Genomic DNA, 24,539 nt, shown 5'->3' on the forward strand with positions numbered 1-24,539 from the left:
ATCAGTTGCGTAGGCAATAGGAGCGCATACTGCGACGAACCGATGGAAATGCCCGATGCAAATGGACCTATGCATCAGTGAAGCGGGCCAATAGATCATGGACGGGATTGTTCCGATCCGCCGGTATTTGCTTTGATAACAGCAGGATCGAAATAATGGGCCAAGTTCGCCCTTCTGCTATTTATCCTTCTGAAACATTCATTTGCCCGTGTTCAAATGACCGTCGCCCATCCGCGTCGGATCGATCCGGGCGCGCGAGCCGCAACGACTCATGTCCCGCCGCCCGCCCCGATCGCCGCGGAGGGAGAAAGCGTTGAACAGGCATCGGCAATGCGGACGCCCGAACTGCTTTCGTCAGAATGTCGTCACGCCCAGCTTGCGGGGCTTGGTGAAGGGGTGGGACGTGGACAGCCCGCCGTCGACGACAAGCGCATGACCATTGATGTAGCTCGCCTGGTCGGATGCCAGGAAGGCGATGGCTTCCGCCAGTTCGCCCGGCTCCCCGCCGCGCTGCGTGGGATTGAGCTGCCCGATCATCTCCTCCCGCCCCTTTGCGCGGGCGGCGTCGTAGAGCGACTGCGTCATGCCCGTTTCGACAAGGCCGGGACATACGGCGTTGACGCGTATCCCCGTCCCGGTGAGTTGCTGCGCGGCGGTCTGCACCAGATTGATGACGCCCGCCTTGGACGCGGAATAGGCCGGCCCGCCCGCGCCGGCGCGCAGCCCCGCCACCGACGCCGTGCAGATGATGCTGCCCGGTCGCCCAGCGTTGATCATCGCCTCCGCGCCGTGCCGGATCGCCAGAAAGGGTCCGATCAGGTTCACTTCCAGGATTTTCGCCCAGTCCTCCGCCGTCTGCTCGAACAGGCCGGCCAGGCCGCCGCTGATGCCGGCATTGGCGGCGATGATGTCGACGCCGCCCAGATCGCGGACCGCCGCCGCGATCAGCGCCTGCACATCGCCGGCGGACCCGGCATCGCCCCGCATGGCGACGATGCGTTCCTGGCCGACGGCCGTTTCCTCGACGCCTTCGGACAGGTCGAAGGCGATGACCCGCGCGCCCTCCCCTGCGAACAGGCGCGCGGTTGCCCGGCCGATGCCCGAACCCGCGCCCGTCACGACGACGCTCTTGCCATGGAAGCGGCCGGTCACAGCGCGCCCTTTATGGTCGTGCCGCCGTCGACGACGATCGCCTGGCCCGTCACATATTCGGCCGCTTTCGACGCGAGGAAAACGGCCGTGCCGGCGATGTTCTCCGGCTCCCCGATGCGGCCGAGCGGGGTCACGCGCCGCAATTCGGCTTCGGCCTTCGGGTCTTCCCACAAGGCGCGGGCAAAATCCGTGCGGATGACGCCGGGCGCGATGGCGTTGACGCGCACATTATGCGGCCCGAATTCGACGGCGAGGTTGCGGACGAGCTGGAAATCCGCCGCCTTGGAGACATTATAGGCGCCGATCACATCCGATCCGATCAGGCCGCCTATGGACGATATGATGATGATCGATCCGTCCTTGCGCTGTTGCATCTGCGGTGCGACCGCGCCGATCAGCCAATGGTTGGCCAGCACGTTATTGTCGAAGATCTTGCGGAACTGTTCGTCCGTGATGCCCGACATCGGGCCGTAATAGGGGTTGGACGCGGCGTTGCAGACCAGGACGTCGATTTGCCCGAAATGTTCGCGCGTCTGCTCTACCATGGCGTGCAGCGCCGCCTTGTCGGATATGCTGGCGGCGATGGCGACGGCGCGCTCAGTCCCGCACCGCGCGTTGATGGCGGCCGCCACCTCCTCGCAGGCCTGCTGCTTGCGGCTGGAAATCACCACATTGGCGCCCGCCTCCGCAAATGCTTCCGCAATGGCGCGCCCGATGCCGCGGGACGAGCCGGTGATGATCGCGGTCTTGCCGCTCAGGTCGAACAAATCCATGCCCTTCTCCCTTTTGGACTTCCAGCCGTTCACGAATTGACGGTCGGGTCCAGTGCGCCCGCCATGCAGGCCCGTCTCCATGCCTCGCTTGCCAGAGGCTGGATCTTCGCCACCATGACCTCCGCTTCGCTGCTCGACGCATTGCCGTCCGCCATGCGTTTCTTCACGCCCTGCAATATGCCGGCCATGCGGAACAGATTATAGGCGAAATGCCAGGACAGATCGGGCAACGGACCGCAACCGGCCGCATCGCAATATCGATCCATGGCCTGGTCCAGGGTCATCAGCCCCTCCCCCTCCAGGTCCAGCCCGCCCAGCCAGGAACGGCCATCGGCCGGCATGATCCAGTTCATCGCCAGATAGGCGAAATCGGCCAGGGGATCGCCGATGGTCGCCAGTTCCCAGTCTATCACCGCCAGAACCTTTGGCCGGTCCTTCGCGAAGATCAGATTGTCGATGCGAAAATCGCCATGGATGATCGAGTTGCGCGTCTGCCGGGGCACCGTGCGCGGCAGCCATTCGATCAGTTTCTCCATCTCCGGGATATGGTCCGTCTGCGCCGCGCGATATTGCTTCGTCCAACGCCCCACCTGGCGTTCGAAATAATTGCCGGCGCGCCCGAAGCCGCCCAGGCCGATTTTTTCATAGTCCAGCGAATGAAGCCGCGCCAGCGCATCGATCATCGCCTCGTAAAAGGCGCGCCTTTCCCCCTTCCCGATCTCAGGCAAGGCCCCGTTCCAGAAGCTGCGCCCGTCGACCATCTCCATCATGTAGAACAGGGCGCCCGCGACGTTCCTGTCCTCGCACAGGGCCACGGGCCTGGGCACCGGAAAGCCCGCGGGATGCAGAGCGGAGATCAGCCGATATTCCCGGTCGACCGCATGGGCCGAGGGCAGCAAGTCCCCGAATGGCTGGCGGCGCAGAACATATGTCCTTTCGCCGGCCTCGATCCTGTAAGTCGGGTTGGACTGGCCGCCGGGAAATTTCCCGATCCGTCCAAGACCCTGGAAATCCGGCACGGCGCGCGCCATCCAGCGCGCCAGCGACGCTTCGTCGAGGTCGCTCACCGCCGGTCCCGATGGCGGCTGAATTCGGCCCGCGCGATCGCGCGGCGATGCACTTCGTCAGGGCCGTCGACGATGCGCATGGTGCGCAGGCCCGCCCATATCCGGGCGAGTTCGAAATCCGGCGAAACGCCCGCCGCGCCATGGGCCTGGATCGCGTCGTCGACGATGCGCAGCGCCATGGCGGGCGCCTGCACCTTGATCATCGCGATTTCGTTCCTTGCGGCCTTGTTGCCCGCCTTGTCCATCATGTCGGCCGCCTTCAGGCAGAGCAGGCGCGTCATTTCGATCTCTATGCGCGCATTCGCCACCCGTTCCTCCCACACCGAATGTTCGGCAATGGCCTTGCCGAAGGCGGATCGCGAAAGCAGGCGCCGGGACATCATGTCCAGCGCCTCTTCCGCCGCGCCGATCGTGCGCATGCAATGATGGATGCGTCCAGGCCCCAGCCGGCCCTGCGCGATTTCAAAACCGCGTCCCTCGCCCAGAAGCAGATTGCCGGCCGGCACGCGGACATTGTCCAGCAGGATTTCCGAATGCCCATGCGGCGCATCGTCATAGCCGAACACCGAAAGATTGCGCCTGATCGTCACGCCCGGGGTGTCGAGGGGCAGCAGCAGCATGCTCTGCTGCTCGTGGCGCGCCGCGGCGGGATCGGTCTTTCCCATCAATATGGCGATCTTGCAGCGCGGGTCTCCGGCGCCCGATGACCACCATTTCCGCCCGTTGACGACATAATCGTCGCCATCGCGGTCGATCGAGGTGCGTATGTTGGTGGCGTCGGAGGAGGCCACCTCAGGCTCGGTCATCAGGAAGGCGGAACGGATCGCGCCGTCCATCAGCGGTTTCAGCCAGCGGTCCTTCTGCGCGCGCGTGCCATATTTATGCAGCACCTCCATATTGCCGGTGTCCGGGGCGGAGCAGTTGAAGACCTCCGACGCCCAATGGATCCGGCCCATTTCCTCGGCGCACAGCGCATATTCCAGATTGGTCAGCCGCTCGCCCGAAAAAAGGAAGCTGTCGTCGACATGGGCATGCCCGTTCGAAGGGGGCAGAAACAGGTTCCAGAGGCCCGCCGCCTGCGCCTTCCTCTTGAGCGTCTCGATCAGGTCGAGCGGCGCCCATCTGTCGCCTTCCGCCAATTCCGCCTCATGGGCATGAACCAGGGGACGCACCTCCCCCTCGATGAATTGCCTGACCGCGTCGCGATATCGGGTCTGCCTTTCGGTGAATGAGAAATCCATTCCATCCCTCTCCCATCCCAGGGCATTCAGCCATACCCTCGATTCGAATTACGACTTTTAATCTCTCACCTGATCGGGTTTGTCCAACAGGAATATGGGTCGATGCAGGCATGGTTCCGTGAATTCATGAAAAATCGTGCAAGACCTGGAATTCGAATTCGGGCAAGGCTCGACTCCCGCCGACAAATTGAAGATAGGGCGATGATGACCGACGCCAAAGCGGACAGCGCAGCACTGGAGGGGCCGTCCGGCCCCCCGCTTTCGCGTTTCGAGCGGCAGCGGGGCAAGATTCTGGACGCGGCCACCATGCTCCTCAACCAGCGGGGCATCGCCGGCATGACGCTGCAGGAAGTGGCGGAGCAGTTGGGCCTCAAGACGACGGCGGTCACCTATTATTTCCGGTACAAGGAACAGCTTGTCCGCGCGGTTTTCGAGGACAGCCTTCAGCGCCTGAAGGAAATGGTGGAACAGGCGGGAAAGGCGGATACGCCGCGGGCAAGGGTCGACCAATATCTGCGCATCCACTTCGACCATTATGCGGCGGCGATGCAGGGGAAGACCCGTCCCCTCGCCATATTGTCGGAAATGCGAGCGTTGGAAGGCGACGCCCGCGCCGCGCTGATGCAGCAATATCAGGCCGTATTTCGCGGCGTCCGCGCCTTTTTCGGCCCGGCGGACACCGCCGCGCGGAAACTCAGGCTGACGGCGCGCACCCAGATGTTGAATGAGGTGGTCTTCTGGTCGGCGATATGGCTGAAACAATATGATGTGGGCGACTTCGACACAGTGCGCCGGCAGCTATTCGATATTCTGGACGGCGGAATTGCGACGCGCCCTTCGCGCGCGCTTCCCGCCGCCCTCGGCACCGGCGAAGCGGTTGCGGCGGGCGACAGTTATTCCCAGTTTCTCAGAACCGCCACGCGCCTGATGAACGAAGTCGGCTATAGGGGGACGTCGATCGACCGGATCGCCGCCGAACTCAACCTTACCAAGGGCAGCTTCTACCATCACCTGCCGACGAAGGACGAACTGATCCTGCAATGCTTCCGCAACAGTTACCAGCGGCTGAGGGATCTCCGCGAACAGGCCCGGAAAGCCGGACTGGACGCCTGGGAAACGCTGATTTCGGTCATCGCGCAGGCGATGAAATATCAGTTCGGGGAAGACTATCCGCTTCTGCGCACCACCGCGTTCCAGGCCCTGCCTGACAGCGTCCGCCAGATTCCCTATGAGCATGCCCAGAGGACGACGCTTCTCTTTTCGGGCCTGCTCGTCGATTCGGTGCGGGAGGGCGCGGCGAAAAACGTCAACCCCCTCCTTGCGAGCCACATCATCATGTCGACGATAAATTCCGCGTCCGACATACGGTCCTGGGCGGCCAAGCAGGACAGGGATGATGCCGTCGCCGACTGCCTGTCGGCCATCACGCGGGGGATATTCCATCCCGCCTGAACCAGCGGCCGTGCCGATCCGCCTATAGCGACTTCAGCCAGAAGCGCATCAGATGGTCGCTCTCCTCAGGCTGGCCGACTTCCTTCCAGCGCATGGTCATGGCAAGGTGCGGCGCCATGCGATAGCCGCGGCTGGTCCAGAAGGGCGTCAGGTCGCGGGTGTCGCTCGGCCGGGCCGGGTGGTCCCGGTCCCTGTCGACCGCGCAGAAGGTCGCGCCGGTCGCGCCCGCGCTTCGGGCGGCCGCCTCCCGCTCGTCGAAGAAGCGATGACCCACGCCCAGCCCGCGAAACTGGGGCAGCAGCACGGATTCCCCGAAATAGAAGAGGGACCGGACATCGATGCCGGCCGCCAGAAAGGGCGCCCTCACCGCGTCGCCCTGGGTCGCCATCGGCGACGCGGTCGCCATGCCAACGGGGATGTCCCCCAGTCGCGCGACCACCAGCACCGCGGTTTCGTCGCTCAGGAAATCGGACAGATAGTCCGCTTCATAGTCGAGGCTGCCGTCATAGAGATAGGGCCAGCCGCGAAACACCGTCATGCGCAATGTCGCGAGCGCGCGCAGCGACATGTCATCCCTGCCGATGCGTTCGATCCGAAGCGGGGTGGCGAGGTCCGCCTGCGTCATCCCGCCCTCACCTGATCCAGCCGCTCGTCCGGCCCCTGGTCGCGGATCGCCATCAATGGCGGACCCGCTTCGGCCTGCAACGCAGGTCCGGCGCCGTCGCGGCCGTTCGCGAACATCCGCGCCATCGATCAATCCCTGCCCAGACGGGCCGCATGCCAGCGCAGATGATCGGCCATGAAGGTGGAAATGAAATAATAGCTGTGGTCATAACCTTCGCGCAGGTTCAGCGTCAGGTCGATGCCCGCCGCCTCGCAGGCCGCCTTCAGCAGTTCGGGGCGCAATTCCTGTTCCAGGAAATTGTCCGCCGTCCCCTGGTCGACCAGCAGCGCCGGAACGCGGGCGCCATCCTCGATCAGCGCGACCGCGTCGTGCCGGCGCCAAGCGGCCGGGTCGTCGCCCAGATAGCCGGCCAGCGCCTTCCGCCCCCAAGGCACCTGTCCTGGCGCGACGATCGGCGCGAAGGCCGAAACCGCCTTGTACCGCGCGGAATGGGTCAGGCCGATGGTCAGCGCGCCATGGCCGCCCATGCTGTGCCCCATGATCGACTGGCGCGCCATGTCGGCGGGAAAGTTCGCCGCGACCAGCGCGGGAAGTTCCCGGGTCACATAGGACCACATGCGATAATGGGCGGCGAAGGGGGCCTGCGTCGCGTCGACATAGAAACCGGCGCCCAGGCCGAAATCATAAGCCCCCTGCGGATCGTCCGCCACGGCGCCGCCGTTGCGGTCCGGACCGCGCGGGCTGGTGTCCGGCGCGACGAAGATCAGCCCCAGTTCCGCGCAGGCGGCGCGGAACTCGCCCTTCTCCGTGACATTGGCATGGGTGCAGGTCAGTCCCGACAGATACCAGACGACCGGCAGCTTCGTCCCTTCGTCATGGGGCGGCACATAGACCGAGAAGGTCATGTCCGTCCCCGTCGAGGCGGAGGCGTGCCGGTACACGCCCTGCACGCCGCCGAAGGCCTTGCTGGCGCTCACCTGTTCCATGATCACCTGCCGTCCGATCGCGTCGGAACGGCACCGGAAGTCACGCCCATGAAATTCCCTCGTCCCGTTCAGAACAGCACGACGCTGCGGATGCTTTCCCCCGCATGCATCAGGTCGAAGCCCTTGTTGATCTCCTCCAGCGTCAGCACATGGGTGATCATCGGATCGATCTCGATCTTGCCGTTCATGTACCAGTCGACGATCCTGGGAACGTCGGTGCGGCCCTTCGCGCCGCCAAAAGCTGTCCCCTTCCAAACGCGGCCGGTGACGAGCTGGAACGGGCGAGTGCTGATTTCCTTCCCCGCTTCGGCCACGCCGATGATGATGCTTTCCCCCCAGCCGCGATGACAGCATTCGAGCGCGGTGCGCATCACCTCCGTATTGCCGGTCGCGTCGAAGCTGTAGTCGGCGCCGCCGTCCGTCACCTCCAGGATCCTGGCGACGGTCTCCTCCCGCGACAGGCCCCTGCTGTTGATGAAATGAGTCATGCCGAACCTGCGGCCCCACTCCTCCCGGTCGGGGTTGATGTCGATGCCGACGATCTTGTCCGCGCCGACCATCTTCGCGCCCTGGATGACGTTGAGGCCGATGCCGCCCAGGCCGAAGACCACGACATTCTCGCCCGCCTGCACCTTGGCCGTGTTGACGACGGCGCCGACGCCGGTGGTGACGCCGCATCCCACATAGCAGCTCGACTGGAAGGGCGCGTCCTCGCGGATCTTGGCCACCGCGATCTCCGGCAGGACGGTGAAGTTGGAGAAGGTGGAGCAGCCCATATAGTGGAAGATCGGCTGGCCCTTGTAGCTGAAACGGGTCGTGCCGTCGGGCATCAGCCCCTTGCCCTGGGTGGCGCGGATCGCGGTGCACAGGTTCGTCTTGCCCGACAGGCAGCTTTTGCACTGGCGGCATTCGGGCGTGTAGAGCGGGATCACATGGTCGCCGGGCTTCACCGAAGTGACGCCCGCGCCGACCTCCCGCACGATGCCTGCGCCCTCGTGGCCCAGGATCGAGGGGAAGATGCCCTCGCTGTCGAAGCCGTCCAGCGTATAGGCGTCGGTGTGGCAGATGCCCGTCGCCATGATCTCCACCAGAACCTCGCCCGCCTTCGGGCCTTCCAGATCGACTTCGACGATCTCCAGGGGCTTCTTCGCCTCGAAGGCGACGGCGGCGCGGGTCTTCATCTCTCATTCCTCGTCATGATCAGGCGGTAAGAGGCGCCACGGCTCTAGCCCTGCCCCTCTTTCCACCCTCCCTAGCGCTGTTCCGCATTGGTGATAATATGGTGTTTCGGAAAATCATTATTCCTGGATAGGTATAATCAAATGTCGAACTGGGATGGCATTGACGAGTTCATCAGCGTCGCCACGGCGGGCTCCTTCACCCGCGGGGCAAGGGCGCTGGGCGTCTCCACCACCCATGTCAGCCGGTCCATCATGGCGCTGGAGCAGCGCGTGCAGGCGCTGCTTTTCCATCGGACCACCCGGACCGTCCGGCTGACCGACACCGGCCGGGTGTTCTTCGAACGGTGCGAGCGCATAGCCAAGGACCGGGACGAAGCCATCGCCCTGATCGGGGAGAGAAGCGAGCCGCAGGGGGAGTTGCGCGTGACCTGCTCGACCGCCATGGGGGAGCGCTTCGTGGCGCCGATCATCCGCCGCTTCGCCATGCAGCACCCCAAGCTGGCCGTGTCGATAGAATTGTCCAACCGCGTCATCGATCTTGTCGGTGAAGGGTTCGACGTCGCGGTCCGCACGGGGACGGTCAACGACCCCCGCCTGATCGCGACGCGGGTGGCGTCGCGCACGCTTTATACCTGCGCCGCGCCCAGCTATCTGGCTTCCGCGGGCCGGCCCGCGAGCGTCGAGGCGCTGGCCGGGCATGAGTGCATCGCCGGCTCCGCCAGCACATGGCATTTCAAGGTCGACGGGCAGGAGGTGATCCATCGGCCGAAGGGACGCTTCCGGTGCAACAGCGGACATGCCGTCATGGAGGCATGCATTTCCGGGCTTGGCATCTGCCAGCTTCCGGACTTCTACATCCTGCCCTATCTCAAGCACGGCATGGTCGAACTGCTGCTGGAGGATGTTCAGCCGGACGATGAACCCATCTGGGCGGTTTATCCGCAGCGGCGCCATTTGCTGCCGAAGGTGCGGCAGGTCGTGGACTGCCTGCTGCGCGAACTGGGGCCCGCAATGAACCCTCCGCGCAGGGAAGAGGCGATCCGTCCCGGCGCCTGGGCGGAAGGCTCCGGGATTTAAGCATCCGGCTTGCGTTACGGCCGCTCGTCCATCAGCGTTCGCACCAGCGGCTGCATGCCCGCGTCGAATTTCGCGAGCATGACATGATCGTCCGCCGTCTCGAAATGCGTGATCAACCCGTTCCCGGTCCACCGATGAAGCGCGTAAGCAGGCGGGTCGGCGACGATCATCGGGCGATTGTCCGGGGCATCCGGGTCCATCGGCCGCAGGTCCAGCGCCAGTTGCGGCGCGGTGGATGAACAGATGGCGATGGTCGTGCCTTTCCACGGCGCGACGACCGAGCGGTGGATGTGGCCGCAGAGGATCGCGTGCAGATTGGGGCGCCCGGCGATGGTCGCGGCGAAGCGCCCGACCCAGGGTTCTTCGGGATGGGTGTTCATCCAGTCGATGCCGACCTCCACCGGGGGGTGGTGCATGACGATCAGCGTCGGGGTGACGTCGTCCTCATCCAGCCGCGCGGCGAGCCATTGCGCGCGCCGCTCGCAAAAGGCGCCGCCATGACGTCCCGGCTCCAGCGTGTCGAGCATGATGATCCGCCGCCCGTCCTGCGCGATCACATAATGGACGAAGCCGTCATTCTGGGGAATGTGGGGGAAATGCGCGGCGAAATGCGCCCGGTCGTCATGATTGCCCATGCAGGGCCAGACCGGGAAGTCGCACTGGCCGAAGGCGTTGGCGAGACGGCGGTAGCTGTCCGGGTCACCCCGGTCGGTCAGGTCGCCGGTCGCCAGCAGCAGATCGGGCCGGTTGGGACCGTCATTCAGGGCGCGCAAGACCTGGTCCAGCCGCTTGCGGTTGAATTCGGCGGGGTTGTCCGGGTCGAAGCCCAGATGGATGTCCGTGACCTGCGCGATCAGCATTGGTCCTTGCTTCCCTCTTATATATCGCGGCCCGTCCTTGAGGCGCTACCCGCTTGGACTATCAAACTTTCTCGGCCGGTCCGCGGCATCTTTGCCGATCGAACGGTTGGCGGGCGCCCGTGGCGCGCCGTCGCCGACATGATAGCTGTGGCACATGGCGCAGCCCGACGGCACGTCCGCCTTGGCCTTTTCCCCGCCATGGCAGGTGCGGCAACTGTCGATTCCCGGCAGCAGCAATTGCCTGGCATCGTGCGATTTGGGCGCGGCATGGCAGCTTTCGCATTTCTCGGTCCGGTGCGCGGCATGGTCGAACCAGCCATTCATCATATAGCGCATCGGCTGATGCACGGGCAGCACCTGCCAACCTGCATTGCCGTTCGCGCCGGGCGGCGTGATGGTGTGGCAGTCGTAGCAGGCGCCGCCCTTCGAAAAGACGGTCCTGACAGCGTCGTCGGCGCGGGAGGGGCGAGCGGCGGCCGCGCCGAAATAGGCATGATATATCCGGCCCTGCGCATAGTCTCCGGGCCGCCGCCGCGCCATGCCGCCTAAGGCTGGCGGCTGGGCCGGGCCGGTCGAACGGAAATAAGCCCGCAGGTCCGCGATCGCCTGATCGGGCTGGCCGTGGCGCAGCGTGCGGACGGTGCCGCCGATCGTTTCGAAGGCAAGGCTGTGGCACATCTGGCAGTCGCGTTCCATGTCGACCGGCAGGAAGCGCACGCCGTCGGCGGTCGGCCTGTGGCAATCCTTGCAGGCAAGCGCGTCGCCAAAGCCATATTGCGCCTTCATCGTCCGCGCCATTTTCGCGACGCCGCCGGTTGCGGACAAGTGGATGTCGTGCGGGAATTTGAGGCCGCCATCGTCCATCGGCCGGCTGTCGAGCGATGCGCGGGCGAAGCGGGGATGCTTGCCCGGCCGCGTCTGCACCAGAGCGGAAAATTGCGGATGGCTGGTGCCGAAATCGGCGGCATTGCCCAGCTTCGTGTCCTTCAGTCGATCCTTCAAAGTGCCGTGGCAATCGGTGCAGAAGGCCTGCGGCGTGGGCTGCATCGGACCGGCGCCCTCATGTTCGCGGTGGCAATCGACGCAGGCGCCTTCGGGCGGTTTGCCGAAGGCGGAGGCTACTCCCGCCAGCAGCTTGCCGCCCAGCCCCTCTTCCGCCCGCGCCATGGCGATGCGGGCGGCGGGGGCATGGTCATGCGCGTCCTTGTGGCAGGTCTGGCAGGCGCTGTCGCGGACCGAAACGAACGCCTTTTGATGGCAGGTTTCGCAGCGCCCCTCCAGCGCGTGATGCGCCTGGCTGAGCGGGCCGGAGGACCAGCTCTTGTCGCCCACCACCGTGTAGATGTTGCGCGTGTCGTCCGCGGGGCGGCCGGCATAGCTCCAGATGGGCACGGCCAGGAAGCCGACCAGGATCGCCAGCGCCAGCGCCCAGGCCGTCAGCCGCTTGCCGGGCAACAGGCCGCGCAGGGAAAAGACCTTCGTCTCCTCCTTTTCCTCCGAGGCTTCGGACACGGCATCGACGCGGCGGATGGAGAGGATTGTCGCGCCTTCCGCTTCTCCGTCATCGTCCCGCGACACGGTGATGCGGTGGCCGCCGAAGCGCAGTTCCGCGCCCTGGGCGGGCTCGATCTCGGCCCGCAGGACGGTTCGGCCCTCCAGTTCGAAACCCAGCGTGCCGGTGGCGCGCACCCGGATGACGCGCTCACTGACCTGCTCGATCCGGGCATGGTCCGGTTCCAGGGCGAGGTCGGGCAGGTGGATGTCGCTTTCCGCCGCGCGGCCGAGGGAAAGTTGCGGCTTGGCGATCATGGCGGCGCGGACGATCTCGCGGCCATCGGCGGTAAGGCTGATCTGACGGACTAGGAAGCTCATCTCCGGCTCACCAGTAGAAGAAGACGCTGACGACATGCGCGGTCAGCGCGGCCAGCAGGGCAAAGGTGGCGGGCACATGGACGTAGAGCCAGATTTCCAGCAGCGCTTTCAGCTTCAAATGGCGGCGCAGGCGGGCAAGCATGGCCTGCTTGCGCTCCAGCAGGGCGTCGATCCTTTCCAGCGGATCGTTGCCGGTATCGGGCTTCTCGCCGGTCCAGCGGCGCAGCGCGGCCTGCGCCCACGCCGTGGCGCAGCGGGGATAGCGGCCCGACAGGCGGGCGAGCAGCCCGCCGCCGAACGGGTCGTCCTCCAGCGACTGGCGCACCAGCGCGGCCTGTTCATGCGTCAGTGGCTGCGCGGCGTCATGCAGTTGCCGGTCGATGGCGCGCACCGCGTCGAGCATCTGCACCTGCGTCATTTCGGCGCGGTTGTTGCTGAGCGCGGCGGGCAAGGTCGCATAGACCGTAATGCCGAACAGGCCCGAAAAAATCACCAGCATCATCAGCGCATAGGCCAGCGTATGCACGTTCCAGCCAAGCTGGAAGCCGGTGTGCAGCGTGGCGACGACGATCAGGCTGAGACCCAGATAGACATGGGCGGAGGTCCAGGCCTTGAGCGACCAGCGGCCCCCCGTCATCGCCCGCTTGCGCAGGCCGAGCAGCGTCAGCCACAGGATCAGCAGCATGCCGATCGTGCCCATGGCATAGCCGTACCAGCTACCGCCATTATGGCGCGGCGTGACGTCCACCAGCATGTAGCTGGCCATCGACAGGACGCAGATCAGCGTCGCGATCTTCAGCCAGCGGAAACCGGCGTGGCGGAGGAAGCCGTCATGCAGCACTTCACCCTTGGCCCGGCGCCCGGGGTTGGCGGCGCGAGTGGCCATCAGCGCGCCTCTCCGCCCAGCCGGGCGACCGTCAGGAAATCTTCCGGCGCGATGCGGATAGCGGCGCCCGTCGGGCAGGCGCGCACGCAGGCCGGGCCGCCGTCGATGCCGGAACACATGTCGCATTTAATGGCTTTTTTCGGCTTTTCGACGCCGGGTTCCGCGTTCTTGTAACGCCATTTCTTCGACGGTTCGCCGGGGCCGGGGCCGGCGCCGAAGAACATCCAACTGAGCAGGCCCGGCTTCTTGGGCGGCACGCTGTCCATGCGGATCACGCCATAGGGGCAGTTGCGCTGGCAATTGCCGCAGCCGATGCAGGTTTCGTCGATGAAGACCTCTCCGTCCGGGCCGCGATGGATGGCGTTGGGCGGGCAGTCGGCCATGCAGTGGGGATGCTCGCAATGGCGGCAACTGGTGGGGACGTGGAGATGGGCGTAGGTCCGGCCCGCCTCCCGGTCGAGGCGGGAGAGGCCGTCATGGCTGTCGGCGCAGGCCTTCTCGCAATTGTCGCAACCGACGCAGAGATGCTCGTCGATCAGCAGCACGTCGGTTGCTTCGCCGATGCCGTTGTCGACCAGGAATTTCGCCGTTTCCGAATACATGTCGACGACGGTGGAGAAGCTGTCCTTGCGGCTTTCGATGAAGGCGTTGACGTCCTGGCGGGCGGCCATGTCGCGGCGGGCGCGCTCCAGCAGGGCGGGCTTGGCGGCCATCAGCCGGGCGAAGGCGTCGCCGTTCAGCCTGATGACCTCCGACTTGACCGTCGCCTTGACCGTGGCGGTGCGCGGGCCGCCAGCGATGAGCGCCATTTCGCCCACATAGCTGCCGGCGGGAAGATAGGAGAGGAAGACGTTTTTACCGCCGATCTTCTTCTCCACGATCATGGAGCCGACGCGGATCACATAGATGTCGTTGCCGAGATCGCCCTCCGTCAGGATCGCCTCGCCTGCCTTCACCGTCCGGATTTCCGCCGTGTCCAGAATGTCGGCAAGGTCGGCGGGGGTCAGGCCCGCGCCGAACATCTGGAGCAGTTGCCGTTCGGTCGATATGCGGGTGATGGCGCGCTTGGCCGGCGGGTTGGAGGACATGAGCTTGAGCGCGGCCGTGCGCGACACCTCCACCATGATCGAATCCGCGCCCGCCCGCACCGTCGCGCCGCGGCGGCGGCCGGAGATCAGGCCGACCTCGCCGAAGATCGAACCCTGTTCGATGGGCACCTCGACGCCGGGGGCGACCTCCACCAGCGCCTGTCCCCGCGCTATGCCGAAAAGCGAGGAGCCGGGATCGAACTTCTCGAAGATCACATCGCCCCTGCGATAGGCGCGCACTTCGCTGTCCAGCATGAATTCGCGCATCTGGAGCGGTGAGAGACCCTCCAGGATAGAGACGTTGGCGCGCAGGTGCTCCAGCCATTCCGCGACGCCCTTTTTCTCCGGCAATCCCGCGAATTTGGCGACCAGGATGGGTTCGTCCGCCGGCTTCAGGTCGCGATTGCCGTTGATATATTCGACGACGTCATAGCCCTGGTTCATGCAATGCTTGATCAGCGGATAGCCCGCCAGCGCGCCGATTACGAAGATGCCGGGCGCGGTGCTTTCGAACACCGGCGACAATTTCGGGAAGGCCAGGCGGTCGCCGCTGGTGAATTCGATGCCGCAGCTTTCCACGAAGGCGCGAGGCGGGGCGGACCCCATGCGCGCGATGATGCGGTCGCATTTCAGCTTCACCTCGCCATCGCGGCTGTCGAGCGTGACGAAACCCGGCTCCACCTTCGCCGTGGTGGTTTCGGTCATGATGGCCAGGCGGCCGGCTTCGGCGGCGGCCATCAGCGCCTTGACGTTCGCGGCCTTGGCGCTGGCGAACTCGGTCGATCGGTTGAGGATGGTGACGACATTGCCCTGGGCCTCGTCGGCGGCGAGGCCCAGGGCGTTTTCTATGCCCGCGTCGCCCGTGCCGACGACGAAGATATGCTCGTCATTATATTCGGCTGGGTCGTCCAGTTGATATTGGACATGGGGCAGGTCGGCGCCGGGCGCGCGCATCAGATTGGGATTGCCCTGCGTGCCGATGGCCATGATCACCGCGTCGGCAATCACCTCCCGCCCGTCGTTCAGGGTCAGGCGATAGGGCGGCGCGAGGCGCTGGATTTCCTTCGTTTCGCTCGTGCCGTCGCGCTTGCGCTCGACGATCTTCTGGATGCTGCCGGGGATGGGATCGCCGGTGCCGGCGATCGCCTTCACCTCCGCATTATAGGCGACATTGACGCCCTGTTCCGCCGCCTGCGCATTCCAGCGGTCCAGGATCGATTCGCGCCTGCCCGCCTCGAAATCGCAGTCCGACCGCAGCACGAGCTGGCTGGGCGTCGCCATCACATGCTTGCCTTTCTGATATTTGAAGATGGTGTCGGACAGATGATCCGTCTTCTCGATCAGCAGGTGCGAAAGCCCCAGCGCAGCGGCGCGGGCGGCCGCACTCAGCCCCGCCGGCCCCGATCCGACGATCGCGATACGCACGCGGTCAGTCAATGATTGTCCCCCAATATGCCCCTGTGCTCCGGCTGTTACCGGATGCCTGTCCCGGGCGGCACTCTATCATTTCCGCAGCGTCACGCTAGAGAAGATCGCGGGGAACAGCCGGGGAGTGGAAGAATAATGGGTTGGAGCTGGAGGCGCGTGGTCCTGATGGGCGCGGTCGGCATAGCAGCCATATCGATCGGCTACAGGGTGTCGCAGGCGCCTGAGGAAACGAAAGCGCCCGCCCTGCCCCCGCCGCTGGCGAACCGGGGAGCATCCGATCCGGAAGCGGCGATCCGCGCGCTGCAGGACCGGGTCGGGGCCAATCCCAATGATGCGGAGGGCTGGCAGAGGCTGGGCTGGGCCTATTTCGAGAGCGGCCGCCACGCCGATGCGGTGCGCGCCTATCGCCATGCGACGAAGCTGGCGCCCGGCAACGCGACCTTCTGGTCGTCGCTGGGCGAAGCGGCGGTGATGGCGAGCGAGCGCGATCCCATGCCGAAGGAGGCGGCCGACGCCTTCGATCGGGCAGTTACGATCGATCCCAAGGATCCGAGGGCCCGTTATTTCCAGGCGGTGCTCAAGGATCTGGCGAAGGATCATGAGGGCGCGATCCGCGACTGGCTCGCCTTGCTGGGCGACACGCCGCCGGGCGCGCCGTGGGAAGCCGACCTGCGCCGGACGATAGAGCAGGTGGGAAAGATCAACGGCATCGATGTCGCTGGGCGGCTGGCGGCGGTTAAGCCAAGCGCGCCGCATCCGCCCATGGGCGTCGGCATGTCCGTGGCGGCGGCGGCGATACCGGGGCCAAGCCGCGAGCAGATGCAGGCCGCGGCGCAGCTTCCCAAGGGGCAGCAGGATGCGATGGTCGAGGGGATGGTCGCCCGTCTGGAGGCCAGGCTCAAGGCCGATCCGGGCAATGTCGACGGCTGGATCATGCTGATGCGCAGCCGCATGACGCTGGGCGAGACAGGCAAGGCGGCGGCGGCCTATGCGCAGGCGCGGGCCGCCAATCCGGCGCAGGCCGGACGGATCAGGGACGAGGCGCGGATATTGGGCGTGCCGGGCGCCTGAACCCCCGGCTCATCGCAGCAGGGGCGGCCGCCAGCCCTTCATATCCGCTTCGTCGCTGACCTTGTAGGGGATGCCCTTGCTGGTCAGGAACAGCCGCTCCATCTCCGACCGGGTGAAGGGGCGCGACCCCAATCGTCCGAACACCGCGATCTGCCCGCCGGTCTCATCCACCGCCCGGTCGCGGTCCAGCCCCTTGGACAGCGCCAGTGCAGGCGAGGGCGTCCGCGCCCAGGCGATCAGTTCCGGCTTGGGCGCGGGCGAGAAGCCGTAGAAATTGGGCTGGCTCGCCGGACTGGTGAGCTGGATCACCTTGAGGCCGTTGCGGCCGTCCGCGACATAGGCGAAGAGTGACGCATTGGTCGTGCCCACGATCACGTCCTCGACATCGGTCATCTGCCCGCCGAACGTTTCTTTCGCATAGACGGCCGGCCGCAGCGGATTGGTGATGTCGATAATCGCCAGCCCGTCGGATTTGGCCGCGACATAGGCATAGGTGCGCGCCAGATAGATGCGCCGCGCATCGGCCAGCCTCACCGTCGCGGACGACACCGCCACCGGATCGGTGAGCTTCGTCACGTCAAAGAGCTTCAATCCTTCCGCATCCGTCACCCACAGATAACGGAACTGGATCGCGCTCGCCCGCGCATCCTTCATCGGGCGGACGGCGGCGAGACGGGGGTGGAGCGGATCGCTGAGGTCCACCACCACCAGCCCGACATTCGCGGTGATATAGGCGATCTGCCCCGCCAACTGGATATGCCGCGCGCCGTTCAGCACGCCGTCGGGGTTCCAGGTCACGGCCCGCTTCAGGAAATTGTTGCGGAACTCGCCATCGGCCATGGTCTCGACATTGACCATGATCAGCCCCTCGACGCTGTCCGTAACCGCCGCATAGCTGTAGATCGGCAGGAAAGGCTGCTCCTGATTGATCTCGCGCAACTCCTTGGTGTTGCGCAGCGGATTGACCGGCTGGTTGGTCGGCAGCGCCATGCAGGTCGCGTTCTTCGTGCGAATGCCCGCATCATGGCCGAGTTTCGAGAAAGGCCCGCTCACGATCGGCTCGGAAAAGCCCTTGTTCGCGATGGACGCCACGTCATAGACGCGGAAACCGCCCTTCCCTTCGGCGACATACATATATTCGCCGCGCAGTTGCAGGCATCCGACGCGGCCCGCCGTGCCCTTCACGACATTGCGGAATTCCTCCACGGCCTGGGTCTCGCCCGAAGCCTTCCCGTCGAAATATTTGCCGCGCACCCAATCCTTGAGTTCCCGCTTATTCTGCTCGACATGCAGCTTCCAATAGTCGGGATAGGCATATTTCTGGAGATAGCTGCCGATCACCGCCTGCGGCTCGTCCCATTCGGTGACGCGGATCGCCTCGAACCCGCCCTCAAGGCCCGTCCAGGCATTCAGCCCCACGAAGTTCACGAAATTGGTGCCGAGCAGCAGCAGTTGCGACATGATCGCATTATTGTCGTCCTTCGCCGACAAATGGCAGTCGGAACAAGTCTTCGTCTCGGTCCTGCGCACCGTATGCGGGAAATGCGGCGCGAAGGCCTGGGACGAGAAGCCGATGCCCGACACGGGCGGCTGCTGAATATAGATGCGCTCGCGATTGATGTTGGTGGACGACAGGACCAGCGCCGAAGTCGACCGCACCGGCGCGGTTTCATTGCCCTTGGTCGTCATATGCTTGCCAAGCTGGAACATTTCATCCCGCGCCACCTGCGGGTTGTAGGTCGCGAAGTTGCGCGTCTCCTCCCCGTCATAATGGTGGAGCGACGTCTTCCAGTTCGCCTCGATGGGCAAATGGCAACCGCCGCAACTGGTCGTCCAGCTCAGGTGACAGGTGAAGCAGGCCATGTTGTCGTCGCCATGCGCCCGGTCCGCCTTCGCCACGCCGGGACCGAAGGCGAAGCTGCCATCCTCCGCGCCCGACCGGCTCATCAGCTTGGCCCGCGCCGCCTTCGCGTTGAAATGCGGGTTGGCCGGATCGACGCTATCCTTCACCAGCGACACTTCCCATTCCAGCTTGGGATCGACGATGGACCGCTGGATCAGCCGCTGCCGTCCGCTGGCGTCATAATACCATTCGAAGCGCCGCTTGCCGTCCGGATTGCGCAGCAGGGCGAGGTTCGTGCCCTTGGGCGGCGCTGCGGGGCCGGACGTCAGCAGCGTCGGATAGGCGTCCGCCGTGCCATGGCAATCCTTGCACCCGATCTCGATGGCGTTCGCCACTTCGCCATAGATGAAGCCGTTGCCATGGCTGTCCTGCGCGAAATGGCAGTCCGCGCATTGCAGCCCCTTTTCGGCGTGAATGTCCATCAGATGCACCGACTTGCCCGGATTGGTGCCGACGGGAACGAACTTCTCCTCCCCCTTCCTGCGCCATTTTTCTGGATCGTCGGGCGACACGATCTTGCCGTCCGCGTCGAGCAGATTGCCCTCCCGGTCCCGCTTGAACACGCCCCGGAAGTTCCAGCCATGACCGTGATAATCCGCGAACTGCGTATCCTTCGCCTTGTCGTTCAGGTCGTAGACGTTGCGCAGGAAATCCAGGTCCGCCCATTTTCCTCGCGGGCTGGCCCCTTCCGGATTGCGTTCCAGCGTCTCATGCACTTCCGCAGCGGTCGGATATTTCTGCTTTTCCGGCCACATCAGCGGCGCGTCGGACTCATAGTCCCACATCGTATAGCCCAGATAGCTGTTCAGGAAGATATTGGGCTGGTGCATGTGGCAGTTCATGCACTGGGCGGTCGGGATGGCGCGGGTGAAGGCGTGGCGGATCGGATGGCCGCTTTCCTTGACGGCGCCTACTGGATGATCCAGCTTGACCGTCTCGCCATGCGGGCCTTTCAACCCGCCATGGCTCGTCTTGGCCGCGATGGTGGGATCGACCGTGGCGGTCTGCCCGTCCCGGCCATATTGGGCATAGATCAGGCTGTGGCGCGGCTCGCGGTCGTTGGCGTAGACGACATGGCAGCCCGAACAGCCCGAATGGCGATAATCGCCCGGCTGGTCGTTGGTCCCCATGAACCACATATAGGGATCGTTGAGGCGGGTCTTGTGGATGTTGAGCGCCGGGATCGCGACGCGCAGGCCCGTTCCGGGGCCGCGATTGGACTGCTTGAGGTCGGGTCGCCCCGGTTCCTCCAGCCGCTGGATCGATCCGGTCGGGTTGGGCAGGCCGATTTCGGGAAATTGCGTGCCGATATTGCGCCCGCCCCGCTCGAACACGCGGAAGACGTCGCCGGGCGGGATCACCTGCCATGTCGGCAGCGGATAAAGTTCCGCCAGCGCACCCCGCGCCTTCTGGTCGGCGGTCAGCGTGCCGGGCGGGCTGCCGGGCGAGACGATCTTCGCGGGCTTCCCGTCCCTGGTATAGGCCTCGCCGAAGATGTAGTTCTTGAACGGCACGATCCCGTTATTATAGGCCGCCCCGCCCCACAGCATCGCGCCCGACGCCATCAGCGAACGCTCCGCCGCCTCGATGACCTGCATATGGCATGACCCGCAGGCGTCCCGCGCCACGCGATAGTCGCTGGGGTTGACGAAGCGCACGAACTCCGGCGCCTCCCGGTTCAGCAGCGTGTAAGTCCGCTGCGGATTGGCGGAGGAGGGATAGTGCCAGCTCTTGGGATAGCGCGGCAGCACATGCGCCCTCTCCCGCGCCGCGACATAGGCGGGGTCTTCGAAGCCCAATGCGGGATCGCCCCGCACCGCCGCATTGCCGCCATGACAGTCGGTGCAGCCCAGCATCACCGCCGGAGTGGCATGCATGGACGGTTCGTCGGTCTTGCTGTGGCAGCTATAGCAGCCGTCCGATTTCGCCGCGACCTGTTCGGCGGTCTGGCTCATCGGCGCTGGCGGCGCAGGAGTATAATGGCGCTCGACCGGCTTTTCGGCATCGGAAGCACGGAGGATGGCCACGGGAAGGAGCAACGCCGCAAGCAGCACCATCACCGTCATTCCCGCGAAGGCGGGAATCCATCTCCCACCCCGTCGTCTGGACGCAGCGCTGGAGATGGCTTCCCGCCTTTGCGGGAATGACAGAGAAAAAGGCCAACGCATCAGTAACTCAAGATCAAATTGGCAAGCACCGAATAATAGTTCCGGTTACGCTCGCTATTGGAGAAGAGGTCGCGAAATCCCGCCCCCGGCAGCAAAGTCGCACCCGACAGGCGAAAGACGATATTCTGCGTCGCATGCGGCCGCCAGATCGCCGCCGTCGACAAATCCCAGCCGATGGCCTTGGGAATGCTGCCTTCGTTGCGCAGTACCTGAAGCGTGGCCGTATTCTGAAACCAGAGATGATTGGCGTTGGCCGAAACCCGCAGTTCCGGCATCAGGTCGAAATCCGCCCCCGCCCCCAGCAGCATCGTGCCGGGATTGTTGAAGTTCGACTGCCCCTGCTCCTTCGACGACCGCAGCGAATTCAAAATGCCGTTGCGCCCATTGATCGCGATCACGCGCCCGCCGCCCGCAAAGGGAATGGATTGCCTGATCCAATAGCTGGTGTCGGCGCCGGCAAAGACCGGGTTCTCGAAGATCGCATCGAAGCCGTTTTCGCGATTGTCATAAGGGTCGCCGTCGCCGCTGGCGTAGAGGCCAGAGAGGCGGAACCGCATCCAGTCCTTGTCGACGCTCGCCTCGGCCGCGGCGAAGAAGGCGCTGATCTGCGCGGGCCGCGAGGTGAAGAAACTGTCCCGATCCTCCCCCAACGCGCCGTAGATCGACCCCGTCAGGTTCAGCCGCCCTATCCGCCCGTCGGCATTATAGCCGAGATAGACCACATCATATTCCCGTCCGCGCAGGTCGCCGAGCAGCGCCGGACGCACCGGAAAGCCGTTATCGTCGATCTCGATGTCCCGCTTCTCGCGGTTCATGTTGAAGACGGCGGTGATCTGGCTGGTGAGGCCGGGGACCAGAAAGTCCTGACGATAGAGATTGGCGAGGAATATCCAGTCCCGGCGTGGCGACTGCACGACGGAATTCAGCCCGCTATTCGTATCCTTCTCCAGCCGCCAGAAGGCCGCCAGATTGAACTGAAACCGGTTATTGTCGCGATTGCCGAACAGCCTTATTCCCAACTGCTGGTCATTGAACAGGAAGCCGCGAAAATCCGACTGAAACGGCTGAATACCCACGCGCACCGACCGGAAATCATAACGATCCGACGTATTGGCGAGATGATAGTCGACAAAGGCTTCCTGCACCCCCAGGAAATGGTCGGTGCGATGCGACGGCCTGGAAGGCTGCACGAACAGCACGCGCCGTTCAGGCACGTTCACATGATTGACGTTGAGCGCCAGCGTCAGCCGATATTCGATCTCCGGCGGCTTGAAGGCGGTCGCCCCCTTGATCAGCGCCACGCCGCCGATGAAGGTCTGGCTGAACACGACGCTGGCATCCTTGCCGAACACGTCCAGGCTGCCGGGCCGCTCAGTCGTCTGCACGCCGACCGGGATCGGAAAGGTGCGCGGTTCCAGCACGGTGTCGCTCACCGCATTGGCGACGAAGAACCAGTCCTCGCCCCTGATCGGCAGCCACTTCGCCTTTTCCCGGTCGATGGGCCGGTCGCCCTTCAGCGTGTTCTGGTGATAGGGATCGAACCAGCGCTCCTTCACCACGCCCAGACTCTCGATCAGCCGCCAGCGGTCGGGGATCGGCACCTGATCGGTCGGAAAAGCCTCCGGCGGCGGCGCCCGCACCGCGCCCTTGTTATCCTGCGTCACCGCGTCGGGCAGCGGCGCTTCATAGCCCGGACGACGGCGCCCTTCGATGGACTGCCCGTCCGCGTCCAATATCTCCCGCCAGTTTTCCGGCGGAGGCGGCGGCACCGGCTCGCCGGGCTGAGCCAGCGCGAACAACGGCAAAAGCGCGGTCAGCCCCATCCCCTACAGCCCTGCGCAGACATTTTGCGACCCGCTGTCGAGGAACGGCGCAAAGGGGCAGTTCACATAGCGCAGCCGCACATTCGCATTGCCCAGGTCCACCACGATCTGATCCGACCGGATCGCGGCGGGCGCATTGCCGAACCCGCCCACGCGCGCCCCGGCATTGTGGAGGCCAAGGAAGCCGATCATATCGTCCTGATCGATGCCGTCGCCCGACACGCCAATGGCGCCGACCAGCACATTGCCGCGATAGATGGGCACGGAACCGGGAAAGATCTGAATGCCATTCTGCACCCGGTTCCGGTTGGAAACGGTCGGCACGTCCGAGCAACGCTGCGGCGTATCGCTCGCGCTCGCGCCCGTCACATAGGCGAGATGCGCGGCCAGATCGCCCACCACCAGCGCCGATTGCAGCCCTGTGGAAAAGGGATTGAACTGCGCGATGGGCCGGGAAAATGGCCCATTGGGCCGCCCCACCTCGCCATCCGGGAAATAGGGCCGGGACAGATTGCCGTTGGCGCGGTCGGTAAAGGCATATCGGCCGGTCAACGCGGCGGGATCGTTGAGGAATGTCCGCGCCTTCCCGACGAAAGCCGCCACATCGGTGCTGCTGCTGGCCAGCAGGTCCGACGCCGCATGGGAATTGGAGAAAAAGGCCGCCGTCCGCGCCTTTTGCAAACTCACATCCGTGCCGAAGATCGGCGCATCGGGCGAGCGGACGATGCCCAGCGCCTGCCCCCGCGTATCGACCAGGCTGATCGTCACCTGCGCCCGGCTGTCGAGCGGCTGGCGGATCTGCGCCCGCGCCCGGCCCATGACGGTGAAGGCTTCTTCGAGGATCGCGGTCGCCTCCGCCGCCGTCAGCGGCTGCGCCACATCGCCCGCATCGGTCCCTGCCCGGATCGGAAAGCGGTCATTGCCCGACCCGTCGGTCAGGACGAAGGCGTCGCTCTTGGAAAATTCGACGGTTCGCGCCCGCCGCACGCCCGACGCTTCGGTGCCATAGGCCACCCCCGCCAGGATCGTCGGCGCAGGATCGCCATAATAGCCGCGCACCGCCACCAGCGATCCGGCGCTGCCATTGATCGCGGCAAAGCTCACCGCCCCCGACGCCATCAGCCCGGAATAGGCCGCATCGGCATAGCGCAGCGATGTGCCGTCCACCGTGATGCGGTTGGCGCGGACCCCCTCCGGCGCTTCGAACCCCAAAGTCCCGGCGAGCGCGATATATTCCTCGGGATCATTATCGTCGTCGAGGATATTGGTGTCGGACCCATAGACCCCGTCCGCCATCACACCGATGCCGCCGACCACCACGCCATTTTTGTAGAGCGGAAACCCGCCCGGATCGGCCGCCAGCCCCAGGGGCGAGCGTTTCGGTCCGATCATCGCTGCCGCGCCGGAAGAAAGGAAGCGCGCCGCCAAATCCGAACAGGGCAACTGGCTGAACTGCACCCCGAACAGCGGCCCGCTTTCCAGCCCGACCGTGGTCGGCGCGGGCGGGAAATGCTGCTGCACGATCATGCTCGCCGTGCGGGTGGAAAAGGCGTTGCCGGCGCTCGACAGATAGGCGCCGGTGATCGCCTTGGCGATGGCGCCAGCCTCGGCCGGGACGGTCAGATTCTGCGCGTCGATATTGTCGCCATTGGGCGCGGCGCTGGTGGTCGCGCTCGCCCGCGCTCCGGTCATGCGGAACACCGCCAGCACATTGCCCACCCGGTCGGTCACGGCGATGACGGATGGCAGGTTCCGTGCGCGAGCCTCCGCCACGGCATGGGCGACGACCGACTCCACATCCGCCACCGTCAGCGCTTCCTGCGCGGGCGCGGCATAAAGGCTGGTGGGCGTCGTGGGGCCGGGCGTCGGCGTGCTGCCGCCCCCCC

Annotated in this window: 18 protein-coding genes; 3 read left to right on the top strand and 15 right to left on the bottom strand. The window is 65.1% G+C overall.

Annotation, left to right across the window (positions count from 1 at the left end):
- Positions 1-354: 354 nt before the first annotated feature.
- Genes L286_RS38040 through L286_RS38055 form a run of 4 tightly spaced genes read right to left on the bottom strand, consistent with a single transcriptional unit; the run spans position 355 to position 4,233 of the window.
- The gene (locus L286_RS38040) at positions 355-1,152 is read right to left on the bottom strand and encodes an SDR family NAD(P)-dependent oxidoreductase (protein WP_020817721.1); all 798 of its coding nucleotides are present in this window, start codon (positions 1,150-1,152) and stop codon (positions 355-357) included.
- The gene (locus L286_RS38045) at positions 1,149-1,925 is read right to left on the bottom strand and encodes an SDR family oxidoreductase (RefSeq protein ID WP_013053861.1); all 777 of its coding nucleotides are present in this window, start codon (positions 1,923-1,925) and stop codon (positions 1,149-1,151) included. The genes L286_RS38040 and L286_RS38045 overlap by 4 nt, the downstream gene beginning before the upstream one ends.
- A 29-nt stretch (positions 1,926-1,954) precedes the next feature.
- Positions 1,955-2,992, bottom strand: coding sequence for a phosphotransferase family protein (locus tag L286_RS38050; RefSeq protein WP_020817719.1), 1,038 nt, complete (start codon positions 2,990-2,992; stop codon positions 1,955-1,957).
- Positions 2,989-4,233 carry an acyl-CoA dehydrogenase family protein gene (locus tag L286_RS38055; protein ID WP_013053863.1) on the bottom strand — a complete coding sequence of 415 codons (1,245 nt, stop codon included), beginning with the start codon at positions 4,231-4,233 and terminating at the stop codon, positions 2,989-2,991. Before L286_RS38055 ends, L286_RS38050 begins: the two co-directional genes overlap by 4 nt.
- A gap of 201 nt (positions 4,234-4,434) precedes the next feature.
- Here L286_RS38055 and L286_RS38060 point away from each other — a divergent pair, with 201 nt between their 5' ends.
- Complete coding sequence (locus L286_RS38060; RefSeq protein WP_020817718.1) at positions 4,435-5,685, top strand: TetR/AcrR family transcriptional regulator; 1,251 nt, start codon at positions 4,435-4,437, stop codon at positions 5,683-5,685.
- Between the two features lie 22 nt (positions 5,686-5,707).
- Here the strand turns inward: L286_RS38060 and L286_RS38065 are convergent, their stop codons facing one another.
- From L286_RS38065 to L286_RS38075, 4 genes are all read right to left on the bottom strand, one after another.
- Positions 5,708-6,310 carry a GNAT family N-acetyltransferase gene (locus L286_RS38065; RefSeq protein WP_020817717.1) on the bottom strand — a complete coding sequence of 201 codons (603 nt, stop codon included), beginning with the start codon at positions 6,308-6,310 and terminating at the stop codon, positions 5,708-5,710.
- Positions 6,307-6,435 carry a hypothetical protein gene (locus tag L286_RS49605; RefSeq protein ID WP_020817716.1) on the bottom strand — a complete coding sequence of 43 codons (129 nt, stop codon included), beginning with the start codon at positions 6,433-6,435 and terminating at the stop codon, positions 6,307-6,309. The genes L286_RS38065 and L286_RS49605 overlap by 4 nt, the downstream gene beginning before the upstream one ends.
- A 3-nt stretch (positions 6,436-6,438) precedes the next feature.
- Positions 6,439-7,296 (bottom strand): S-formylglutathione hydrolase, encoded by an 858-nt coding sequence (gene fghA, locus L286_RS38070; RefSeq protein WP_021223602.1) that lies wholly within the window; start codon positions 7,294-7,296, stop codon positions 6,439-6,441.
- Positions 7,297-7,364: 68 nt separating this feature from the next.
- Positions 7,365-8,477: an S-(hydroxymethyl)glutathione dehydrogenase/class III alcohol dehydrogenase gene (locus L286_RS38075; protein WP_013053868.1), complete on the bottom strand. Its 1,113-nt coding sequence runs from the start codon at positions 8,475-8,477 to the stop codon at positions 7,365-7,367.
- A 141-nt stretch (positions 8,478-8,618) separates the two neighbouring features.
- Between L286_RS38075 and L286_RS38080 the strand changes: the two genes are divergently transcribed.
- Positions 8,619-9,554 (top strand): LysR family transcriptional regulator, encoded by a 936-nt coding sequence (locus L286_RS38080; protein WP_007683450.1) that lies wholly within the window; start codon positions 8,619-8,621, stop codon positions 9,552-9,554.
- A 14-nt stretch (positions 9,555-9,568) separates the two neighbouring features.
- Here the strand turns inward: L286_RS38080 and L286_RS38085 are convergent, their stop codons facing one another.
- Genes L286_RS38085 through L286_RS38100 form a run of 4 tightly spaced genes read right to left on the bottom strand, consistent with a single transcriptional unit; the run spans position 9,569 to position 15,685 of the window.
- Positions 9,569-10,414, bottom strand: a complete 846-nt coding sequence (locus L286_RS38085) for a phosphodiesterase (protein WP_020817714.1) — start codon at positions 10,412-10,414, stop codon at positions 9,569-9,571.
- Positions 10,415-10,459: 45 nt separating this feature from the next.
- Positions 10,460-12,286 carry a cytochrome c3 family protein gene (locus tag L286_RS38090; RefSeq protein ID WP_020817713.1) on the bottom strand — a complete coding sequence of 609 codons (1,827 nt, stop codon included), beginning with the start codon at positions 12,284-12,286 and terminating at the stop codon, positions 10,460-10,462.
- A 7-nt stretch (positions 12,287-12,293) separates the two neighbouring features.
- Positions 12,294-13,172 carry a hypothetical protein gene (locus L286_RS38095; RefSeq protein WP_020817712.1) on the bottom strand — a complete coding sequence of 293 codons (879 nt, stop codon included), beginning with the start codon at positions 13,170-13,172 and terminating at the stop codon, positions 12,294-12,296.
- Positions 13,172-15,685 carry a cyclic nucleotide-binding domain-containing protein gene (locus L286_RS38100; RefSeq protein WP_020817711.1) on the bottom strand — a complete coding sequence of 838 codons (2,514 nt, stop codon included), beginning with the start codon at positions 15,683-15,685 and terminating at the stop codon, positions 13,172-13,174. The genes L286_RS38095 and L286_RS38100 overlap by 1 nt, the downstream gene beginning before the upstream one ends.
- Positions 15,686-15,853: 168 nt before the next feature.
- Here L286_RS38100 and L286_RS38105 point away from each other — a divergent pair, with 168 nt between their 5' ends.
- Positions 15,854-16,759, top strand: coding sequence for a TPR domain-containing protein (locus L286_RS38105; RefSeq protein WP_020817710.1), 906 nt, complete (start codon positions 15,854-15,856; stop codon positions 16,757-16,759).
- Positions 16,760-16,768: 9 nt separating this feature from the next.
- Here L286_RS38105 and L286_RS38110 read toward each other — a convergent pair whose 3' ends face one another.
- The 3 genes from L286_RS38110 to L286_RS38120 form a co-directional block, all read right to left on the bottom strand.
- A complete protein-coding gene (locus L286_RS38110) occupies positions 16,769-20,728 on the bottom strand; it encodes an LVIVD repeat-containing protein (protein WP_020817709.1) in 3,960 nt (1,319 codons plus the stop codon).
- Between the two features lie 101 nt (positions 20,729-20,829).
- Positions 20,830-22,653, bottom strand: coding sequence for a hypothetical protein (locus L286_RS38115; RefSeq protein WP_020817708.1), 1,824 nt, complete (start codon positions 22,651-22,653; stop codon positions 20,830-20,832).
- Between the two features lie 3 nt (positions 22,654-22,656).
- Positions 22,657-24,539, bottom strand: a 1,883-nt coding sequence (locus L286_RS38120) for a heme-binding protein (RefSeq protein ID WP_021223603.1), incomplete at its 5' end; no start/stop codon positions are given.

Origin of the sequence: Sphingobium sp. HDIP04, from assembly GCF_000445085.1 — a bacterium.
GTDB classification, from domain to species: Bacteria; Pseudomonadota; Alphaproteobacteria; order Sphingomonadales; family Sphingomonadaceae; genus Sphingobium; species Sphingobium indicum.